We start from the raw sequence: 17,236 nt of genomic DNA, 5'->3' as shown, positions 1-17,236 counted from the left end.
CTCTTCATTATTGTTCTTATTGTCCCGGTCGACACCTGCCATCCCCAGCCGGTCCCGGAAACGGGATGTTACACGCCTGAAGCCTGCCGTACAGGGGGACGATGGGCGAGGAAGCCGACAAGTGCACCCTCCAATTGATTTCGGTCACGCTCCGGGTCGAACCAGCGCGCGTCGAGCTCGCCGCGGAGCCAGGTGAGCTGCCGCTTGGCCAGTTGCCGGGTCGCCTGCACCGCCTTGTCGCGGAACTCGGCCAGGCTGCCGGCACCGTCCAGATACTCCCAGGCCTGGCGGTAGCCCACCGCGCGGACTGCCGGCAGATCCAGCGGTGCAGCCACCGCACGCATCTGCGGCAGCGCCCGCAGGGCTTCCACCTCACCGAGAAACCCCTGCGCCAGCATCTGCTCCAGCCGTTGCGCGATACGCGCATGCAGCACGGCCCGTTCGCGCGGGGCCAGGATCAGCTTCAGCACCCGCACCGGCAAGCGCGGCGGTGCCGGCAGGCCCTGCCAGTAGCTGATGGGCCGGCCACTGATGCGATACACCTCCAGCGCACGCTGGATGCGCTGCGGGTCGGTGGCATGAATGCGCGACGCGGCGACGGGATCGATCTGCGCCAGCTGCGCATGCAGGGCGGCCCATCCGAACTGCTCGGCCTGCGCTGCAATTACCGCGCGTACCGCCGGGTCGGCTTCGGGCAGTTGCGAAAGCCCCTCCAGCAGCGCACGGAAATACAGGCCGGTGCCGCCCGCCAGGATCGGCAGCTTGCCGCGCGCAAGGATGTCGTCGATCGCGCGCCGCGCATCGCTGGCGAACTCGGCGGCCGAATAGGTCTGCCAGGGATCGCGCAGGTCGATCAGATGGTGCGGCACCGCCGTGCGCATCGCCACATCCGGCTTGGCCGCACCGATATCCAGCCCGCGATAGACCAGTGCCGAATCGACGCTGACGATCTCGCCATTCCAGCGCTGCGCCACCTCCAGCGCCAGCGCGGTCTTGCCACTGGCGGTGGGGCCCATCAGCGCGATCGCCAGCGGGCGGTGGTCGGCTGGCATCAGTCCTCGTCCGGCCAGCGGATCGTCGGCGCAACCGGCGCCGACACCTTTGGCACCGGGATCGCAGCGACCGCGCTCCAGACCTTCAGCGCATCCACGGTCGCGGCCACGTCGTGCACGCGCAACAACAGCGCCTTGTGCTGGGCGGCGATCAGATGCGCTGCCACCGAACCGTGTACCCGCTCTGCGGCCGCCTCGCGCCCGGTCAATTCGCCGATGCTGCGTTTGCGCGACAGCCCCGCCAGCACCGGCAAACCGAACTCCTGCAAGCGCTGCAACTGCGCCAGCAGGGTGAGGTTGTGCGCGGTGGTCTTGTCAAAACCGAACCCCGGGTCGAGCACCAGCCGACGCTTGTCGATTCCGGCCATCTCCGCGGCGAAGATGCGCTCGGCGAGGAACCGATGCACCTCCCCCACCACGTCGTCGTAGTGCGGCGCCTGCTCCATCGCATGCGGCGCGTTGCGCGCGTGCATCAACACCACCGGCACCTGCAACTCTGCCGCAGCCTGCAGCGCGCCCGGCGACCGCAGCGCGTAGACATCGTTGATCATGCCAGCGCCCGCCGCGACGGCCGCACGCATGACCTCCGGTTTGAACGTATCGATGCTGATCGGCACCGTCGTCTGCTGCGCCAATGCCTGGATCACTGGAATCACGCGCTGCAGTTCGTCCTCCAGCGACACCGGCGCTGCCCCGGGACGGGTGGATTCGCCTCCGATATCCAGCACCGCCGCGCCCTGCTCCACCAGTCGCAGCGCGTGGGCAATGGCCGCATCGCAGCTCGCATGCTGGCCCCCATCCGAGAACGAGTCGGGCGTGACATTGACGATGCCCATCACCTGCGGCGCGTCCAGCCGCAGGCTGCGACCGGCGCAATCCAGCTTGAGGGCGGTGTCGAACATCGGAAAGCTCCTGAATCGGTTGTACGGAAAGATGGGGGGCGTAGCGTGCTTGCGCGCGTTGCAGTGTATCGATGGTGATATCGATGGAAATGGCAGCCTTGCCACGTCGTGGCCGCCGACCTGCGGTGCGGTGAGCCGCAAATGCCGAGCCATTGCCGCGTAGCGCGCAGCGGCTGACATCTTGCGCTTCTGGGGTCGACCAACCGGACGAGCATCGCATGCGGATCGCAGCCTGCAAGGCTTTCTCCGCCGCCGCCCTTGCCAGGCACTCCAACCCGGCCCGACGCCGCAACGCATCGGGGCCAGGAATCGCTTCCTGGCCCCGACGCTTGTTACCTCATGCTGGTCAGCTTGCAGCTACAGCTGCTCGGCCGGGCCTGCGATCGGCGGCAACGGACGCGGGCTGCCCTTGTCGTTGTTGTTGCCACCGTCCTTGTCGGACTTGCCCCAACCCGCCGGCGGCGGCGGCTCGCGGCCTTCCATGATGGCGTCGATCTGCGGCACGTCGATGGTCTCGTATTGCAGCAACAACTGCGACATCGCGTGCAGCTTGTCCAGATTTTCGGTGAGGATGGTCTTGGTCTTGCTGTAGGCCTTGTCCAGGATCGAACGCACGACTTCGTCGATCTTGCGCGCGGTCTCGTCGGAGACGTTCTTGTGCTGGGTCACCGAACGGCCCAGGAACACCTCATCCTCCTCCTCGCCATAGGCCACCGGGCCAAGCTCGTCGGACAGGCCCCACTTGGTGACCATGTTACGCGCCATCTTGGTAGCACGCTCGATGTCGTTGGACGCACCGGTGGTGACCTTGTCGCCGCCGAAGATCAGCTCTTCGGCAACGCGGCCGCCGTACAGCGAGCACAGCTGAGACTCGATTGCCACGCGGTTCATCGAGTAGCGATCGCCTTCCGGCAGATACATCGTCACGCCCAGCGCGCGGCCGCGCGGAATGATGGTGACCTTGTAGACCGGATCGTGCTCCGGCACCAGGCGGCCGACGATGGCGTGGCCCGCCTCGTGATACGCGGTGAGGGTCTTTTCGTCTTCGCTCATGGCCATCGAGCGACGCTCGGCGCCCATCAGGATCTTGTCGCGGGCACGGTCGAAGTGATCCATGCGGACTTCCTTCTCGCCGCCGCGCGCGGCAAACAGCGCCGCCTCGTTGCACAGGTTGGCCAGATCGGCGCCGGAGAAGCCCGGGGTACCGCGGGCGATGACCATCGGCACCACGTCGTCGGCCAGCGGTAGCTTGCGCATGTGCACGCGCAGGATCTGTTCGCGGCCCTTGACGTCCGGCAGGCCGACCACGACCTGGCGATCGAAACGGCCCGGACGCAGCAGCGCCGGATCCAGCACGTCGGGGCGATTGGTCGCCGCGATCACGATCACGCCTTCGCCGCCTTCGAAACCGTCCATCTCGACCAGCAACTGGTTCAGGGTCTGCTCGCGCTCGTCATGGCCGCCACCAAGACCGGCACCGCGATGACGGCCCACCGCATCGATTTCGTCGATGAAGATGATGCACGGCGCGTGCTTCTTGGCCTGCTCGAACATGTCGCGCACACGGCTGGCACCAACGCCGACGAACATTTCGACGAAGTCGGAACCGGAGATGCTGAAGAACGGCACCTTGGCCTCGCCGGCGATCGCCTTGGCGAGCAGGGTCTTGCCGGTACCCGGCGGACCCACCATCAATACGCCGCGCGGAATCTTGCCACCCAGCTTGGTGAACTTGGTCGGGTCGCGCAGGAAGTCCACCAATTCGCCGACTTCTTCCTTCGCTTCGTCGCAACCGGCAACGTCGGCAAAGGTGATCTTGATCTGGTCTTCGCCCTGCAGCTTGGCGCGCGACTTGCCGAAGCTCATCGCACCCTTGGCACCGCCACCACCGCCCTGCATCTGGCGCATGATGAACAGCCAGAAGCCGATGATCAGGATGACCGGCAGAAAATTCAGCACCAACGACCAGAACCCGGGGCCGGTGGACGGCTTTTGCCGGGTCATTTCGATGTTCTTGCTGTACAGCACGTCGACCAGCTTGTCGTCGCGCGGACCGTAGACGGTGGCTTCGCTGCCGTCGGTGCGCTTGAAGCGGATCGCGTTGACGGCCAGGTTGGTCTCATCGGTGTAATCCACCGACTTGACGCGCCCGGAGTCCACTTCCTTCAGGAACTGGGTATAGGTGATCGAGTCGGCGCCGACACCGCCCGCCATCCGCGGCGAGAAGCTCTGGAAGACGACCATCAGCACAACCGCGACGACCACCCATAGCAGCAGATTCTTGGTCAAGTCGTTCATCCTCATTGGCTCCGGTGCCCTCTACTCTTTCAATTCTTGAAACACGGTGGTCATTGGCAGCTTACTTGATCTGGACACGCTTGCCCTGACCGAGCGCATAAACTTCCGGGGAGCGCTTGCGCGAGGCCGCCGGCTTGCGGATCGTCACCTTGTCATAGCGGCGGCGAAGCTCGCGAATGTAGTCGTCGGACCCCACACCCTGGAACAACTTGATCAGGAACGCCCCGCCCGGTTTGAGGTGGGTGTCGGCAAATTCCATCGCCAGTTCCGCCAGGTGCATCATCCGCGGTTGGTCGACCGCATCCATGCCACTCTTATTGGGGGCCATATCCGACAGCACAAGGTCCACCGGCACATCGCCCAGCATGGCTTCGAACTGCGATAGGACGGCCTGCTCCCTGAAGTCGCCGTGAAGGAACTCCACGCCGGCCAGGGCGGGCATGTCCAGGATGTCCAGCGCCACCACCCGGCCGCTGTCGCCCATGGACTTGCGCACCTGCTGTGACCAGCCGCCCGGTGCGGCACCCAGGTCCACCACCACCATGCCGGGCTTGAGCAGGCGATCGCGCTGCAGCAGCTCTTCCAGCTTGTAGGCCGCGCGCGAACGCATGCCTTCGGCCTGGGCCTTCTTCACGTAAGGGTCGGCGAAGTGTTCCTTGAGCCAGCGCTGGCTGCTTTTACTGCGGGAAGGCATTGGCAAAGGGGTCCGAACGGGCCGCCATGATACCCTGAACACCCTTTGCTGCCCTTCGATCCTGCATGTCCATCGTTCTCACCTCCGCCCAGAACCGTTTCCTGCGCGGCCAGGCCCACGGCCTCAAGGCCCTGCTGCAGACCGGCGGCAAAGGGGTCACGCCGGCATTTGTGGCCGAACTCGAGGACGTGCTCGAGCGCCACGAACTGATCAAGGTGAAGGTGGCTTCCGAGGACCGTGAGACCCGCGATGCATTGATCGCCGAACTGGTCGAACAGACCGGCAGCGCCCTGGTGCAGCGGATCGGCCACATCGCCATCCTGTACCGCCCCAGCAAGGAAAAGCGCCAGATCGTGCTGCCACGCGGCTGAACCTGCGAGTGACTTCATGCCTTTGAGTCAGGAACACCCCGATTACACCTATGCCTTGCGCGCGGCCGATGGCCGCCATGCCAAGGTGAACGAGCAGATCCTGCACCACAGCTTCGTCCTGATGCCGGACGAACTGGTCGACCACTGGCCAGTGCAGGACCTGGCGCATCTGCAGGCCAGCCATATGGATGCGATCCTGGCGCTGGCCCCGGCCGTGATCCTGCTGGGCACTGGCGACCGCCAGCAATTTCCCAATGCCCAGGTGATGGCGGCCTGCCTGACCCGCGGCATCGGCCTGGAAGCGATGACCAACGCCGCCGCTGCCCGCACCTACAACGTGCTGGCCAGCGAAGGCCGCCGGGTGGCGTTGGCGATGATCTTGCCTGGCTGATTCGGGATTCGGGATTCGGGAATCGGGAATCGGGAATCGGGAATCGGGAATCGGGAATCGGGAATCGGGAATCGGGAATCGGGAATCGGGAATCGGGAATCGGGAATCGGGAATCGGGAATCGGGAAAAGCAAGCTGGACTGAGCTCCTACTGTCAAGTACACGCCCGACCAATCGCTTAGCTGCAGTATTCGCAGATCTTCAAATTACCGACCAGCCCAACGCTGTTGCGATTCCCCATTCCCCATTCCCCATTCCCAATTCACTTTTTCGGCAAATACAGCAACGGATCCACCGGCTTGCCGTTGTAGCGGATCTCGAAGTGCAGCATGTCGCGCGCGGCGCCGCTGCGGCCCATTTCGGCGATCTGCTGGCCGGCCTTGACGTTCTGGCCTTCGTTGAGCAGGCGCTTGCGGTTGTGGCCGTAGGCCGACAGCCACTGGTCGTTGTGCTTGATGATGATCAGCTCGCCGTAGCCGACCAGGCCGGCACCGGAGTACACCACCACACCGTCGGCGGCGGCGCGCACCGCCTGGCCGCTGGCGCCGGCGATATCCACGCCCTGCTTGGTGGTTTCTCCGCTCACGAACGTACCGACCACCACGCCATCGGCGGGCCAGCGCCATGAAAAACCGCTGCTGACCGGCGCGGCGACCGGTGCCGCCGGACGCGCCGGGACCACGGTACCGCCGGCCGCCGGAGCACTGCTGCCAAGCTTGCTTGCCCCGCCGGGATACAGCTTGAGGGTCTGGCCCGGATAGATCGTGTTGGGAGACGACAGGCCATTCCAGGCCGCCAGGTCGGCGGCCGTGATATTGGTGCGGCGCGAGATCGCATACAGGGTGTCGCCGCGCTGCACGGTGACGGTGGCACCGGGGCGTGGCACCGACGGACGCGGCGCTGCCGCAGGGCGCGACGACGCAGAACCGCCGCCAGCACCGGGCGAACGCACCACCGTGGCACTGCTGCAGGCGGTCAACCCGATGGCGACCATGAGCACGACTGCTGTCTTGCGTACCGAATTCATCTGCGTCTTGCTCATCCGTTCGTTGTCTTCCATACCAGCCAGCCGGCGCCGGCCACGAGCGCTGCCATCGCCACCCAGCCCAGCGGCTCGATCCACTTGTGCAAGGCGGCCTCGGCACGTGCGCCGCCCAGGCGGATGGCGCCGCCCACCAGGTACACGCGCTTGCCGCGCCCCACCAGCATGCTGGCGATGAACGGCAGGATCGGCACGCCGACCACGCCCGAGGCCCAGGTGAAGATCTTCAGCGGAATCGGGGTGAAGCCCACCAGCACCAACGCCCAGAATGCCTTCCAGGGTGAGTCGGCCACCAGCACGCGCAGGATCTCGATCTGCGCCTGGATCTTCGTGCTCCAGCCCAGCCACTCGATCAGCGGCTGCAGCGCGGCAAACGCGAAATGCCCCAGCAGGTAGCCGACCAGCGCGCCGCACAGCGAGCCGATCAGGCTCAAGGTGGCGAACCAGAGCGAGCGCTTGGGCTCGGCCAGCGACATCGGCGCCAGCATCACTTCCGGCGGCACCGGAAAGATGAAGCCCTCCACGAAGCTGAGGCCGGTCAGCAGCGCTGGTGCGCGGCGATGGCGCGACCAACGGATGGCCACGTCGTACAACGGCCCGAAAATCTTCATCGTGGAACTCTCATGGGGTCAATCCAGCATGCCCGACAACAGCGGGACGAACGTGACCGGGGCCAGAACCTTCTGCTCGATCGCACCGTCGGCAGCGCGGGTGAGTTGCACCAGCGACTGCGAGGACGCACCACCGACCGGGGCGACCAGCCGCCCCCCGACAGCGAGCTGATCGACCAGCGCGTCGACCAGCGCCGGCGCGGCGGCGGTCACCACGATGGCATCGTACGGGCCATGCTCGGGCCAGCCGATGCGGCCGTCGTCATGCTTGCTGCGCACATTCATGCCCAGGTGACGGAAGCGCTTGCGCGCCTGCCGCAGCAGATCGCCGATGCGCTCGACCGTATAGACCTCCAGCCCCAAGGCGGCGAGGACCGCGCCCTGGTAGCCGGAACCGGTGCCCACTTCGAGCACCTTGGTCGGCGCCACCTGCAGCACCGCTTCGGTCATGCGCGCCACCACCCAGGGCTGGGAAATGGTCTGGCCATGGCCGATCGGCAGCGCGGTGTCTTCGTAGGCGCGCGAGGCCAGCGCTTCATCGATGAACAGATGCCGCGGCACGGTGCGCATCGCATTGAGCGTGGCTTCGTCCTGGATGCCAGCCTCGCGCAGGCGCTCGACCAGGCGGTCGCGCACGCGTTGCGAGGTCATGCCGATCCCCACCGACTCCGGTTGCAGGCGCAGCCTGGGCGTCATGCCGGGCCGTCCAGCGCCGCGGTCAGACCGCCGACCCAGCCGGCCACGGTCTCCAGCGCCTGGTAGCGGGTGAGATCGACATGGATCGGGGTGATCGAAATCCGCCCGGTGCGCACGGCATGGAAGTCGGTGCCGGCGCCGGCATCCTGCTCGGGACCGGCCGGGCCGATCCAGTACACGGTGCGGCCGCGCGGGTCGCGCTGCGGCACGCAGGGTTCGGAGCGGTGGCGGTTGCCGAGCCGGGTGACCTCGAAACCGAGCACATCCGACCAGGGCAGATCCGGCACGTTGACGTTGAGGATGGTGTCGGCCGGCAGCGGGTCGGCCTTCAGCCGCGCAACGATTTCCACGGCTGCGCGTGCGGCGGTTTCGTAGTTGTGCGCTTGGTGATTCTGCGTGACCAGCGACACCGCCACGGCAGGCAAGCCCAGGAAGCGGCCCTCCATCGCGGCGGAGACGGTGCCGGAATAGATCACGTCGTCGCCCAGATTGGCGGAGTTGTTGATGCCGGAGACCACGATATCCGGTTCGTCATCCAGCATGCCGGTCAGCGCCAGATGCACGCAGTCGGTTGGCGTGCCGGCCACCGCGCAGGTCTGCGCGTCGATGCGGCGGGTGCGGATCGGCACGTCCAGCGTCAGCGAATTGCTGGCGCCGGAGCGGTCGCGATCGGGCGCGACCACCATCACTTCATGGCCGGCACCACGCAGTGCCTCGGCCAGGATCTGGATGCCGGGGGCGTCGACACCGTCGTCGTTGCTAACCAGTACGCGCATGGGACTCCTCGGAAAACCCGACCATGATACCGGATGCGTCCACGTGCTTCGCGCTTGATCTTCGCGTGCGTCTGGGGTTGGAACGGGTACGCTGTACCCATGTCGCATCCCGAAGACGAAGACGACGGCGCGCTGTTCCGCGCCGCCATTGGCGCGGTCCAGCCGATCCGCGAGGTCGCGCCGCCGGCCAACGCCAAGCCGCGCCCGAAGCCGCGCGCGCGCATGGCCGAGCGCGACGATGCAGAGGCGCACACCGAATTCGCCCGCCTGCTGCGCGACAGCGGCCCGCTGGAATCCGGCGATATCGCCAGCTATCGGCGCGACACGCTGCCTGCCCGGCTGTTCCAGCGCCTCAAGCGCGGGCAGTTCTCGGTGCAGGACGAACTGGATCTGCATGGCGCAACCGCCGCCCAGGCCGAGGCCTTGCTGCGCCAGTTCCTGCTCGAGGCGCATGCGCACGAACATGGCTGCGTGCGCATCATCCATGGCAAGGGCCTGCAATCGGACAATGGCGCGCCGGTGTTGAAGAACCTGATGGACCGCTTGCTACGCCAGCGCAACGACGTGCTGGCGTTTCATTCCGCGCCGCCAACGCAAGGCGGGACCGGGGCTTTACTGGTGTTGTTGGCGCGCGCGTAGTCGCGGCATCGCGGCCCTCTGTAGGAGCGGCCCTGGCTGCGAAAGGCGTTACCGACAATCCCAGTGGCGGCCGAGGCGGCTAGTCAGGGCAGCTGCCACAACGAATGATGCTCAGGCGTCGGAACCCGACTGCGGCGCGGCACGGCCTTCGTCGCTGACTTCTCCCAACTCCCACAGCACGGCGGTGGCATAGCAGCCCGGCGGCAGTGCGAAGTCCACCTGCAACGTCTGCGCGTCCAGCCAGCGGTAGCCAAGGTCCTGCGGACGCAAACGCAATGCGCGGCGTTCCTGCTTCAATCCTGCAGCCTCCAGGCCCTGCCGCAGCGCCTGCGATTGCGCATCCGCCAGCGCGCCCTGCTCCACTGCGGCCGCCTGACCGGTGGAGCGCAGCTCGCCAGCGCCCCACAACGGGCCGCTGGGATGGATGTCGAACCGTGCCAGCCGCTCGGCCAGCACCTCGCTCCACGGCTCGGGACCGAATACGCTGCGCGAGCCATCCAGCATCCAGGCCTCACCCTCCAGCGCGCTGTCCCAACTGCCCTGTTGCACGCGTGCGGCCAGCACGCGATTGAACAGCGCCGAGCGCGCCGCCGACAGCAGGATCGAGCGCTGGTCGTTGCGCAGCCGCCGTTTCGATGGCGGCGCCGGCGCCAGGCTGCCGTCGGCGTACTGCACATGGCCGAACATCGCCAGCGCCGAGGCCACGTTGCCGCCGTCGCGGCCGAAGCGCTGTTCGCCGAACCAGTTGGGAATGCCGCGCGCCGCGATCGCCTGCAGGCGTTGCTCGATGGCCTCGCGCTCGCCCTGCACCTGGCGCAGGGTCAGCACGAAGCGGTTGCCCAGCAATGCGCCGCGTTGCAGCTTGCGGTTGTGCCAGGTGTGGTCGATCACCTGCAGTTGCGCGTCGTCGAGCGTGGCCAGATCCGGGGCCACGCGCCTGGGCAGGTGCACGCTGAAACGCTGCGTGGTGACTGCGTGGCGGTCCTTCAGGCCGGCGTAACTCACCCCCATTTCGGCGATACCGGCCCAACGCGCAAGCGCCTTGGCGACATAAGCGGTGTTCTGGCCACGCTTGCGGATGGTGAGCAACAGATGTTCGCCTTCGCCGGAAGGCTCGAATGCCGGCAACTCATCCACCTGGAAGTCGTCCGGCGTGCTGCGCATGGCGGCACGCAACACGGCCGCGCCATGCGCGCGGGGAAGAACAGGGGTCTGGCTCATGCTGTGGTTCGCCTTCGCGCCGACGCATCGTGCGCTGTGGGCCGATGGCTCGGCGCGGAATGTCGCCTCGCCCGCCGGACATGCCCGGCAGGCAGGATTGGATCAGGCAGCGATCTTGCCCAGCAGCACCGCCGCCTGTGCAGCAATGCCTTCGCCGCGACCGGTGAAGCCGAGCTTTTCGCTGGTGGTGGCCTTGATGCTGACCGCATCGGGTTCGATCGCCAGCAAACCGGCAATACGTTCGCGCATCGCCAGCGCATGGGGGCCGACCTTGGGCCGTTCGCAGATCACGGTGATATCGGCATTGCCGACCCGCCAGCCGCGCTCACGCAGCAACTGATCGCAATGCTGCAGGAATTGCGCACTGTCGGCATCCTTCCAGCGCGCATCGCTGGGCGGAAAATGCTGGCCGATGTCGCCCAGCGCCAGCGCGCCCAGCATGGCGTCGCACAACGCGTGCAGCACCACGTCGCCGTCGCTGTGTGCAAGCACGCCGTGACTATGCGCCACGCGCACGCCGCCTAGCATCACGTGGTCGCCAGGGCCGAACGCATGGACGTCGTATCCCTGGCCGATGCGGAAATTGAAGGACATGGGTCAGATCTCTTCGGGACCGGGGACCCGGGACCGGGGACCCGGGAAAGCAGAGGCGAAAACGGAGGACTGCGGATGTGCGCTTTCCGGGTCCCGCGTCCCGGGTCCCGCGTCCCGGTTGACCAGCTCGAACTCGAAACGCGCCAGATCCGCCGGCGTGGTGACCTTGAAGTTGTCTTCGGCCCCTTCCACCAGCAGGGGGCGCAATCCCAGCCGCTCCATCGCCATTGCCTCGTCGGTCACGTCCACCCCGGCGGCCGAGGCCTCGGTGAGGCCGCGGATCAGTTGATGCCGGCGAAACAGCTGCGGAGTGAGCGCGCGCCATAGACGTTCGCGTGGCTCGGTGCCATCGATGCCGCCATCGTCGCCGGCACGCTTGAGCGTGTCGCGCACCGGTGCGGCCAGAATGGCGCCCACCGGGTCGCCGCGGCCGATTTCCAGCAACCGGTCCAGATCGGCCAATGCCAGATTCGGGCGCGCCGCATCATGCACCAACACGAAATCGTCCGCGCGTGCGCTGTCGGGCAATGCCAGCAAGCCGGCCAGCACGGAGGCAGCGCGCGTCGCACCGCCGAGGCAGGTCAGCACCGGCTTGGACTGCACCGCCGTCCAGCCCGGCCAATCGCCATCGTCGGCAGCGATCGCCACGAGGATGCCAGCCACGGCCGGGTGTGCGGCCAGTGCCGCCAGGGTGTAGGCCATCAGCGGCTGCCCGGCCGCGTGCAGGTATTGCTTGGGCGTGGACCCACCAAACCGGGTGCCGCGTCCGGCGGCAGGCACGATGGCCCAGATCGAGCCGGTCATGGGTGATCCACCGGGTCGTCGGAGGCCGGCGCTTGCTGCGCAGGAGCCGCAACCTCGGCCGCTGCAGGCGACGGCAGCGGTGCATCCTCGACCACGCGATAGAACGTCTCGCCCGGCTTGATCATGCCCAGCTCGCTGCGTGCGCGTTCCTCGATTGCCGCCTCGCCATCCTTCAAATCCTTCACCTCTGCTGCCAACGCCTGGTTGCGTTGGCGCAGACCTTCGTTGTCCTGTGTCTGATGCGCGACCTGGGCTTCCAGCATCATGACTTCGCCGGAATTCCCGGGCCCGAACCAGAAGCGGTACTGCAGCCAAGCCAGCAGCACCGCCAGCACCAGCAGTAGCCAGCGCCAGTTGCGCACGGCTTATCGCTTGATCGAAACGAACGCGTCGCGGCCGGCGTAACGCGCGCCGGAGCCCAGCGCCTGCTCGATGCGCAGCAGCTGGTTGTACTTGGCCACGCGGTCGCTGCGGCACAGCGAGCCGGTCTTGATCTGGGTGGCGGTGGTGGCCACGGCGATGTCGGCGATGGTGGTGTCTTCGGTTTCGCCGGAACGGTGCGAGACGATGGAGGCGTAGTTGGCTGCGTGCGCCATGGCGATGGCTTCCAGCGTTTCGGTCAGCGTGCCGATCTGGTTGACCTTGATCAGGATCGCATTGGCGGTGCCCGAGTCGATGCCCTGCTTGAAGATCTTCGGGTTGGTGACGAACAGATCGTCGCCCACCAGCTGCACCTTCTTGCCGACGCGCTCGGTCAGCAGCTTCCAGCCAGCCCAGTCGTCTTCGGCCAGGCCGTCTTCGATGCTGATGATCGGGTACTGCGCGACCCAGTCGGCCAGGAAGTCGATGAACTGCTCGCTGGTCAGGCGCTTGTTCTCGCCGACCAGGTTGTACTTGCCGTTGTCGTAGAACTCGCTGGAGGCCACGTCCAGGCCCAGCAGGATGTCTTCACCGGCGGTGTAGCCGGCCTTGCCGATCGCTTCGAGGATGGTGTCCAGCGCTTCGACGTTGCTGCGGAAGTCCGGCGCAAAGCCGCCTTCGTCGCCCACCGCCGTGCTCAGGCCATGGCCCTTGAGCACCGACTTGAGCGAATGGAAGATTTCGGTGCCGGCGCGCAGCGCTTCGGAGAACGAGCCGCAGCCAACCGGCAGCACCATGAACTCCTGGAAATCGACATTGTTGTCAGCATGCGCACCACCGTTGATGATGTTCATCATCGGCACCGGCAGCGACACATCCGATTCGGTAATGGTGGACAGGTACTGCCACAACGGCTGCTTGCGCGAGGCGGCCACCGCATGCGCGGCGGCGAGCGAGACGCCCAGCAGCGCATTGGCGCCCAGGCGGCCCTTGTTCTCGGTGCCGTCCAGATCGATCAGGCGACGGTCCAGGCCCTGCTGGTCGGCGGCGTCGAAGTTTTTCAGCGTCTCGGCGATGGTGCCGTTGACGTTGTCCACTGCATGACGCACGCCCTTGCCCAGGTAACGGGTCTTGTCGCCATCGCGCAGTTCCACCGCTTCCTTGGTGCCGGTCGAGGCGCCCGAGGGGACGGCCGCACGACCGAACGAGCCGTCTGCCAGCGTGACTTCCGCCTCCAGCGTGGGATTGCCGCGGGAATCGAGGATTTCGCGGGCGAGGATCTTGGCGATAGTGGTCATAGGTCCGTTCGGTTACCAGTAAGGGGGGAAGTACACCGGAAACAAGCTGCCGGATTATCGCTGCACACCGCGCCATTGCCAAATCGCAGGGGCTCGATGCGTGCCTGGCCGGCAGGACTGTGCAGCTAGGCCTTCAGGCCCAGCAGCGAGAGGCAAAACAGCAGGAGCAGGAGCATCAGCAACGCCAAGCCCATGGCGGCAGCGCCAGGCTGGCGACGCAGCGAGAACGCGACCGGGCTGGCCGCAAGACCGCCCACGGACACCAGCGCGCCCACCAACAGCGTGACAAACATCGGAATGCGCGTGGCCTGCATCGCCTGATTGCCGTCGCCCGGCATGCCGATGCTGGCGGTCACCAGCAAGGCCATGACGGCCAGGCAGGCCCATGCAGCGAGCGACAGAGCTAGCGCCATCCAGCCCCAGGGCCAGTGCCGCCAGTGCCGGCGTTGGCGCCGCGATGCCGCCAACGCCGACGGATCGGACCTCATGCGAAGCGCGCGAACCCGTGCTTCTTGGTCACTGCATCCAGTTCCATCAGCGTTTCCAGCAGTTCTTCCATGCGATCGAGCGGCCACGCATTGGGACCATCGGACAGCGCCTTGGACGGATCCGGATGGGTTTCGGCAAACAGCCCGGAAATACCCACTGCCACGGCGGCGCGCGCCAGCACCGGCACGAACTCGCGCTGGCCACCGGAGCTGCTGCCCTGCCCGCCCGGCAACTGCACCGAATGGGTGGCGTCGAACACGACCGGGCAACCGGTGTCGCGCATCACGCTCAACGAGCGCATGTCGCTGACCAGGTTGTTGTAGCCGAACGAAGCGCCGCGCTCGCAGACCATGATCTGCTCGTTGCCGGTGGACTTGGCCTTGTCCACCACCGGCTTCATGTCCCACGGCGCCAGGAACTGGCCCTTCTTGATGTTCACCGGCTTGCCGGCGGCGCAGACGTTCTTGATGAAGTCGGTCTGGCGCACCAGGAACGCCGGGGTCTGCAGCACATCGACCACCGCGGCCACTTCGTTCATCGGGGTGTATTCGTGCACATCGGTGAGCACCGGCACGCCGATCTGCTGCTTCACCGCGTCCAGTACCTTCAAGCCTTCTTCCAGGCCGGGGCCGCGAAAGCTGGTGCCCGAGGTGCGGTTGGCCTTGTCGAAGCTCGACTTGAAGATGAAGTTGATCCCGAGCTTGCCGGTGATCTCCTTGAGCTTGCCGGCGACATCGAGCTGCAACTGCATCGACTCGATCACGCACGGGCCTGCAATCAGGAACAGCGGCTGGTCGAGGCCGACTTCAAAGTCACACAGTTTCATCAGGTCACCTTATTTCGATTGAAGCCCCTCTCCCATCGGGAGAGGGGTTGGGGTGAGGGTAAGACTGGCACGTAATAGTTGAATGATTTGGGCACATGAGGCTTCGCCCGTACCCTCATCCGGCGCTTCGCGCCACCTTCCCGACGGGAGAAGGGAGTCGCCATGATCTGAGCCCCTCTCCCGTCGGGAGAGGGGTTGGGGTGAGGGTGCGGTTGCGAAGCACGGCTGAAGCATGATGGTTTGCCTTGGCTGGCGCGTAGCGACGCGTTCGTCATGGCTGCCATCTTCCAGTGCGTTGCGGCGCCCCCTCATCCGCCCTTCGGGGCACCTTCTCCCCATGAAGGGGACCGAGGTCCCGATGGGAGAAGCAACTCACGCACGCGCTTCCTTGAGCAACTTGCCGCCGGCCTTTTTCTCGCGCGCGGCGCGCACGAAGCCGATGAACAGCGGATGCCCGTCGCGCGGCGTGGACAGGAACTCCGGATGCGCCTGGCAGGCCAGGAACCACGGGTGCGCATCGCGCGGCAGTTCCACCACTTCCACCAGCGTGTCGTCCATCGACTTGCCGGAAATCACCAGACCGGCGTCTTCCAGCTGGGTGCGGTAGCGATTGTTGAACTCATAGCGGTGACGATGACGCTCGGCCACCACGTCCTTGCCATAGACCTCGCGTGCCAGCGTGCCCGGCTTGAGCCGCTGCTCCTGCAGGCCCAGCCGCATGGTGCCGCCCAGGTCGGATTTTTCGTCGCGCTTTTCGACTTCGCCGGTGGCGGTGCGCCATTCGGTGATCAGGCCGATCACCGGATGCGGCGACTGGCGATCGTTCTCGGTGCTGTTGGCCGCGTCCAGGTCGGCCACGTGGCGCGCATAGTCCACTACCGCCGCCTGCATGCCGTAGCAGATGCCGAAGTACGGCACCTTGTGCTCACGCGCAAACTTGGAGGTCAGCACCTTGCCTTCGAAGCCACGATCGCCGAAGCCGCCCGGTACCAGAATGCCGTCGATGTCCTGCAAGGCCGCCATGTCGCTACCTTCCAGGTCCTGGGCTTCCAGCCACTTCAAGTTGACCTTGGTGCGCTGGCGCAATCCGCCGTGACGCAGCGCTTCGGCCACCGACTTGTACGCGTCCTGGTGGTCGACGTACTTGCCGACCACCGCAATGGTGACTTCATCCAGCGGGTGCTTGACCGCATCCACCACCGCCGCCCATTCGGACAGATCGGCCGCGGCCACCTTGTCGCGCAACTTGAACTGGTCGATGACCAGTTCGTCCAGACCCTGGCGCAGCAGTTCCAGCGGCATGCCATACAGCACGTCGATGTCCGGGCAGCTGATCACCGCGCGCTCGGACACATTGGTGAACAGCGCGATCTTGCGACGCTCCGAATCCGGCACCGCCTGTTCGGAACGGCACAGCAGCACGTCCGGCTGGATACCGATCGAGCGCAGTTCCTTCACCGAATGCTGGGTGGGCTTGGTCTTCAGCTCACCGGCCGCCGCGATATACGGCACCAGGGTGAGATGCATGAACATGGCCTTCTCGGCGCCGCGCTCGGTGCGCACCTGGCGGATCGCCTCCAGGAACGGCAGCGATTCGATGTCGCCGACGGTGCCGCCGATCTCGATCAGCGCCACGTCGAAGCCGGCCGTGGCCTCATCGATGCAGCGGCGGATCTCGTCGGTGATATGCGGAATCACCTGCACGGTAGCGCCCAGGTAGTCGCCGCGGCGCTCCTTGCGGATCACGTTCTCGTAGATCCGGCCGGTGGTGACCGAGTTCTTGCGCGACAGCCGCGTGCGCACGTAGCGCTCGTAGTGGCCAAGGTCCAGGTCGGTTTCGGCACCGTCATCGGTGACGTAGACCTCGCCATGCTGGAACGGGCTCATCGTGCCCGGGTCCACGTTGATGTACGGGTCCAGCTTCATCATCGTGACTTTCAGGCCACGCGCTTCAAGAATGGACGCAAGCGAAGCAGCGGCGATGCCCTTGCCTAGCGAGGACACTACACCGCCTGTTACGAAAATCAGGGGAGTCATGGGGCTCAAGGCCTCCCGGAAAGCCATAGTTTAACGGGTGATGGGCCAATGCCCAAGGGTTGCGTGATGACGAGGTCATCCCGCGCGGCAAGAGTGGCTGCAACCATGCGCAAATGCAGACGCCCCGGCCTGAGCC

General features: G+C 66.1%; 19 protein-coding genes. 3 read left to right on the top strand and 16 right to left on the bottom strand.

Going from position 1 to position 17,236, the window contains the following annotated elements:
• Window positions 1-68: 68 nt before the first annotated feature.
• The 4 genes from miaA to rlmE form a co-directional block, all read right to left on the bottom strand.
• Window positions 69-1,052 (bottom strand): tRNA (adenosine(37)-N6)-dimethylallyltransferase MiaA, encoded by a 984-nt coding sequence (miaA, locus tag HG421_RS06935; protein WP_169705791.1) that lies wholly within the window; start codon window positions 1,050-1,052, stop codon window positions 69-71.
• Window positions 1,052-1,954, bottom strand: a complete 903-nt coding sequence (gene folP, locus HG421_RS06930) for a dihydropteroate synthase (protein ID WP_169705790.1) — start codon at window positions 1,952-1,954, stop codon at window positions 1,052-1,054. The genes miaA and folP overlap by 1 nt, the downstream gene beginning before the upstream one ends.
• Window positions 1,955-2,311: 357 nt before the next feature.
• Window positions 2,312-4,252, bottom strand: coding sequence for an ATP-dependent zinc metalloprotease FtsH (gene ftsH / locus HG421_RS06925; RefSeq protein WP_169705789.1), 1,941 nt, complete (start codon window positions 4,250-4,252; stop codon window positions 2,312-2,314).
• A 61-nt stretch (window positions 4,253-4,313) separates the two neighbouring features.
• Window positions 4,314-4,946: a 23S rRNA (uridine(2552)-2'-O)-methyltransferase RlmE gene (rlmE, locus tag HG421_RS06920; RefSeq protein WP_057678235.1), complete on the bottom strand. Its 633-nt coding sequence runs from the start codon at window positions 4,944-4,946 to the stop codon at window positions 4,314-4,316.
• Between the two features lie 65 nt (window positions 4,947-5,011).
• Here rlmE and yhbY point away from each other — a divergent pair, with 65 nt between their 5' ends.
• Entirely contained in the window at window positions 5,012-5,317 is a 306-nt protein-coding gene (yhbY, locus tag HG421_RS06915; RefSeq protein WP_169705788.1) for a ribosome assembly RNA-binding protein YhbY, read from the top strand.
• Between the two features lie 16 nt (window positions 5,318-5,333).
• Window positions 5,334-5,708 (top strand): Mth938-like domain-containing protein, encoded by a 375-nt coding sequence (locus HG421_RS06910; RefSeq protein WP_169705787.1) that lies wholly within the window; start codon window positions 5,334-5,336, stop codon window positions 5,706-5,708.
• 261 nt (window positions 5,709-5,969) lie between these two features.
• Here HG421_RS06910 and HG421_RS06905 read toward each other — a convergent pair whose 3' ends face one another.
• The 4 genes from HG421_RS06905 to surE are packed head-to-tail and all read right to left on the bottom strand — an operon-like array spanning window position 5,970 to window position 8,832.
• A complete protein-coding gene (locus HG421_RS06905) occupies window positions 5,970-6,749 on the bottom strand; it encodes a peptidoglycan DD-metalloendopeptidase family protein (RefSeq protein WP_169705786.1) in 780 nt (259 codons plus the stop codon).
• Window positions 6,746-7,360 (bottom strand): YqaA family protein, encoded by a 615-nt coding sequence (locus HG421_RS06900; protein ID WP_169705785.1) that lies wholly within the window; start codon window positions 7,358-7,360, stop codon window positions 6,746-6,748. The genes HG421_RS06905 and HG421_RS06900 overlap by 4 nt, the downstream gene beginning before the upstream one ends.
• An 18-nt stretch (window positions 7,361-7,378) precedes the next feature.
• Window positions 7,379-8,056, bottom strand: coding sequence for a protein-L-isoaspartate(D-aspartate) O-methyltransferase (locus HG421_RS06895; RefSeq protein WP_169705784.1), 678 nt, complete (start codon window positions 8,054-8,056; stop codon window positions 7,379-7,381).
• A complete protein-coding gene (gene surE / locus HG421_RS06890) occupies window positions 8,053-8,832 on the bottom strand; it encodes a 5'/3'-nucleotidase SurE (protein WP_169705783.1) in 780 nt (259 codons plus the stop codon). Before surE ends, HG421_RS06895 begins: the two co-directional genes overlap by 4 nt.
• Before the next feature lie 99 nt (window positions 8,833-8,931).
• Between surE and HG421_RS06885 the strand changes: the two genes are divergently transcribed.
• Entirely contained in the window at window positions 8,932-9,471 is a 540-nt protein-coding gene (locus HG421_RS06885; protein ID WP_169705782.1) for a Smr/MutS family protein, read from the top strand.
• Window positions 9,472-9,582: 111 nt separating this feature from the next.
• On the opposite strand, the gene truD is transcribed toward HG421_RS06885, so the two are convergent.
• The 8 genes from truD to HG421_RS06845 all read right to left on the bottom strand — a co-directional run bounded on the left by truD (window position 9,583) and on the right by HG421_RS06845 (window position 17,100).
• Window positions 9,583-10,692: a tRNA pseudouridine(13) synthase TruD gene (gene truD, locus HG421_RS06880; RefSeq protein ID WP_169705781.1), complete on the bottom strand. Its 1,110-nt coding sequence runs from the start codon at window positions 10,690-10,692 to the stop codon at window positions 9,583-9,585.
• A 102-nt stretch (window positions 10,693-10,794) separates the two neighbouring features.
• Window positions 10,795-11,286 carry a 2-C-methyl-D-erythritol 2,4-cyclodiphosphate synthase gene (gene ispF / locus HG421_RS06875; RefSeq protein WP_169705780.1) on the bottom strand — a complete coding sequence of 164 codons (492 nt, stop codon included), beginning with the start codon at window positions 11,284-11,286 and terminating at the stop codon, window positions 10,795-10,797.
• 3 nt (window positions 11,287-11,289) lie between these two features.
• Window positions 11,290-12,090: a 2-C-methyl-D-erythritol 4-phosphate cytidylyltransferase gene (gene ispD, locus HG421_RS06870; protein WP_169705779.1), complete on the bottom strand. Its 801-nt coding sequence runs from the start codon at window positions 12,088-12,090 to the stop codon at window positions 11,290-11,292.
• On the bottom strand, window positions 12,087-12,452 hold the full coding sequence (gene ftsB, locus HG421_RS06865) for a cell division protein FtsB (RefSeq protein WP_169705778.1): 366 nt from the start codon (window positions 12,450-12,452) through the stop codon (window positions 12,087-12,089). Before ftsB ends, ispD begins: the two co-directional genes overlap by 4 nt.
• 3 nt (window positions 12,453-12,455) lie before the next feature.
• Window positions 12,456-13,748: a phosphopyruvate hydratase gene (gene eno / locus HG421_RS06860; protein WP_169705777.1), complete on the bottom strand. Its 1,293-nt coding sequence runs from the start codon at window positions 13,746-13,748 to the stop codon at window positions 12,456-12,458.
• A gap of 125 nt (window positions 13,749-13,873) precedes the next feature.
• Window positions 13,874-14,236: a hypothetical protein gene (locus HG421_RS06855; RefSeq protein WP_211161792.1), complete on the bottom strand. Its 363-nt coding sequence runs from the start codon at window positions 14,234-14,236 to the stop codon at window positions 13,874-13,876.
• Window positions 14,233-15,063, bottom strand: a complete 831-nt coding sequence (gene kdsA, locus HG421_RS06850) for a 3-deoxy-8-phosphooctulonate synthase (RefSeq protein WP_050911562.1) — start codon at window positions 15,061-15,063, stop codon at window positions 14,233-14,235. Before kdsA ends, HG421_RS06855 begins: the two co-directional genes overlap by 4 nt.
• A 372-nt stretch (window positions 15,064-15,435) precedes the next feature.
• On the bottom strand, window positions 15,436-17,100 hold the full coding sequence (locus HG421_RS06845; protein WP_169705776.1) for a CTP synthase: 1,665 nt from the start codon (window positions 17,098-17,100) through the stop codon (window positions 15,436-15,438).
• Window positions 17,101-17,236 lie beyond the last annotated feature (136 nt).

Source organism: Xanthomonas campestris pv. badrii (assembly GCF_012848175.1).
GTDB lineage: Bacteria > Pseudomonadota > Gammaproteobacteria > Xanthomonadales > Xanthomonadaceae > Xanthomonas > Xanthomonas campestris_C.
Note: the sequence above shows the minus strand (reverse complement) of the source record. Positions and strands in the feature narration are given on the sequence as shown.